This is a genomic window from Pseudomonas sp. RL (assembly GCF_000647775.1).
Taxonomy (GTDB): Bacteria; Pseudomonadota; Gammaproteobacteria; order Pseudomonadales; family Pseudomonadaceae; genus Serpens; species Serpens flexibilis.
In genome coordinates, this window is sequence record NZ_JBOY01000214.1 from 1 (window position 1) to 1,221 (window position 1,221).

Sequence of the window (1,221 nt, forward strand, 5' to 3'; positions counted from 1 at the left end):
TGCCGCGCTGGGCTTGTGTCTGCTGCTGCAGTGGGGCTTCGGGCTGGCGCAGGCCTGGCAGCTGCGCCACGCCGGCCAGCTGAATGCGCAGGCCAGCGAGCAGCTGTATCGCGCGCTGTTCCCGGCGGACCGCAAGCTGATCAACCTGCGCCAGCAGTTCGACCAGCATCTGGCCGAGGGCCAGGGCGATCGAGAGGGTCTGCTCACCCTGCTGGGGCGCGCCGGGCCGGCGCTGGCCGCAGAGGGGCGGCAGGTAAGCGTGCAGCAGCTGGATTTCAGTCTGACCCGCGGGGATCTGGCGCTGCAGGTGCAGGCGCCCGGTTTCGAGGCGCTGGATCGCCTGCGCCAGCGGCTGGTGGAAGCCGGGCTGGTGGTCCGGCTCGGTTCGGCGAATCGCGAGGAAACCGGCGTGAGTGCGCGGCTGGTAATCGGAGGCTAGATGAAGCGTTGGAAGCGCAATTTGCAGGCCCGATTGGCGGGGGCCAGTGGTTCACCGCTGCTGCAGCGCTGGCGGCAGCTGGCGCGCCGCGAGCGCCAGGCGCTGTCCGCGCTCGCACTCTTCCTGTTCGCCGTGGCGCTGTACAGCGGATTGTGGCTGCCGGTCGAGCGCAGCCGGGCCGAGGCGCTGCGCCACTTCGAGCAGCAGCGGGAACTGCTGGCCTACCTGCAGGCGCGCGCGCCCGAGGCTCAGGCGCTGAGCGGGCGCGCGGTTGTGCGGCCGGCCCCGACCGATCTGCAACGCCTGGTGACCGCCGCCGCCGAGCAGCAGGGGCTGGCCATCGAACGGCTGGATGCCGAAGGCGAGGGCGGGGTGCAGGTCAGCCTGCAGCCGGCGCCCTTCGTCACCCTGCTGGCCTGGTTCGAGGTGCTGCAGCGGCAGGGCATTCGCATCGAGGAAGCGGGCCTGGAGCGGCACGGCGAAGGGGCGGTGGTGGCTCGCCTGGGCCTGCGGCCCATGCCGTGAAATACCGGTAACCCATTCATTTTTAAAAATTTCTTTGGCAACTGTTGACTTGATCGGGGCCCCTGCGTAAAGTGCGCGCCTCGCAAGGCGATGGCTGATTAGCTCAGCTGGGAGAGCACCTGCATCACACGCAGGGGGTCGGCGGTTCGATCCCGTCATCAGCCACCATATCCTTGTGAATTCGGACGCAAGTCCGGCCGACGCGCAGTGGTAGTTCAGTCGGTTAGAATACCGGCCTGTCACGCCGGGGGTCGCGG

2 protein-coding genes and 1 tRNA gene are annotated in these 1,221 nt (G+C 68.9%); all 3 read left to right on the top strand.

The window, feature by feature from the left end; genetic code table 11:
- A partial coding sequence (gene gspL, locus AS93_RS0118295) for a type II secretion system protein GspL (protein WP_027591918.1) occupies positions 1–439 on the top strand: 439 nt, incomplete at its 5' end.
- Positions 440–964, top strand: a complete 525-nt coding sequence (locus AS93_RS0118300) for a type II secretion system protein M (protein WP_027591919.1) — start codon at positions 440–442, stop codon at positions 962–964.
- Positions 965–1,056: 92 nt separating this feature from the next.
- A tRNA-Val gene (locus AS93_RS0118305) sits at positions 1,057–1,132 on the top strand.
- Positions 1,133–1,221: the final 89 nt, after the last annotated feature.

Bases quoted from the DNA above. Each gene is read 5' to 3' on its own strand.
- AS93_RS0118300 (WP_027591919.1), top strand. From the start codon at position 440: ATGAAGCGTTGGAAGCGCAATTTGCAGGCCCGATTGGCGGGGGCCAGT.